Origin of the sequence: Pseudonocardia pini, assembly GCF_013870575.1 — a bacterium.
GTDB lineage: Bacteria > Actinomycetota > Actinomycetes > Mycobacteriales > Pseudonocardiaceae > Pseudonocardia > Pseudonocardia pini.
In genome coordinates, this window is record NZ_JACBXB010001221.1 from 1 (window position 1) to 1031 (window position 1031).

Below are 1031 nucleotides of genomic sequence, written 5' to 3' on the forward strand. Positions count from 1 at the left end.
ACACGGTCGCGCTGCGGGTACAGGTCCGCATCGACCCCCGCCCGCGTCGGTACTCGCCTGCGGAGACCGCGCGGCTGACCGACCTGTTCGGCGAGCCGGACCGCTGGGGTGACACCCTCACCCCGCTGCAGCTCGCCGAGGTCCCGGTGCTCACCCCGCCGTTCACCGGGAGCACCACGGTGCCGGTGACCGTGCCGCTCAGCTACGACCTGGACGTCGCCGCCGGGCGGTACCTGCACGGGCTCGACGGGGGCGAGGTGCCGCTGACCCTCTACTTCACCGGGACGCTCTTCTACGCGGGCGACGCGGGTGTCCAGCTCGGACTCGTCCCGTGGCACGAGGAGGCGGCCCACCGGCTGCCGGTCGCGGTCTGGCGGGCGGCGATGGACGAGTTCTTCCCCGGTGGCGGCTGGGTCCGGCTGCGCCGCGACACCCTCGACCGCCTCGCCGCCTTCCGCTCGGCGAACACCCTGCTGAGCTGGGACGACGCCCTGGAGCGGCTGCTCGAGGAGGCGGGTGATGGCTGACGTCTTCGCCGAGCTGGAGGCGGTCGCGGACGCCGTGCTCCTCGAGGGCTACCTGCTCTACCCGTACCGCGCCTCGGCGCAGAAGAACCGGGTGCGCTGGCAGTGGGGCGTGCTCGTGCCGCAGGGTTTCGGGGCGGACTCCGGGGAGACCTCCGCGAACCGCACCGAGTGCCTCGTCGAGCCCCGCGGCGATCTCGTCCTGGACCTGCGGCTGCGGTTCCTGCAGCTCGAGCGGCGGACCGTCACGGACGCCTCGGGCGTCGAGCTCGCGGCGCTGGGGGTCGACGGGGTGCGGCACATCCCGTTCGAGGAGGGCCGGGTCCGCCACATCGACGCCCGGCTGTCACTCGCCGACCTGCGCGCGGGCGTCGTGGTCCCGGTGGAGGTGTCCGGCGACGAGACCGTCGGGGAGCTGGGCGGGGGCCGGATCGTCCGGACCCGGGAACCGCTGCGCGCCACGGTCCGGGTCGGCGTGACCGAGCCGCCGGGCCCGTACGCGGTGTT

General features: G+C 74.6%; 1 protein-coding gene and 1 pseudogene. Both read left to right on the forward strand.

The features are described from left to right. Positions 1-527 (forward strand): DUF6084 family protein (locus tag H5J29_RS33995; protein WP_181784952.1); only part of this gene is annotated, 527 nt, incomplete at its 5' end. After that, a pseudogene (locus H5J29_RS34000) lies at positions 520-1031 on the forward strand (hypothetical protein); the annotation flags it as partial. The gene H5J29_RS33995 and the pseudogene H5J29_RS34000, both read left to right, overlap by 8 nt.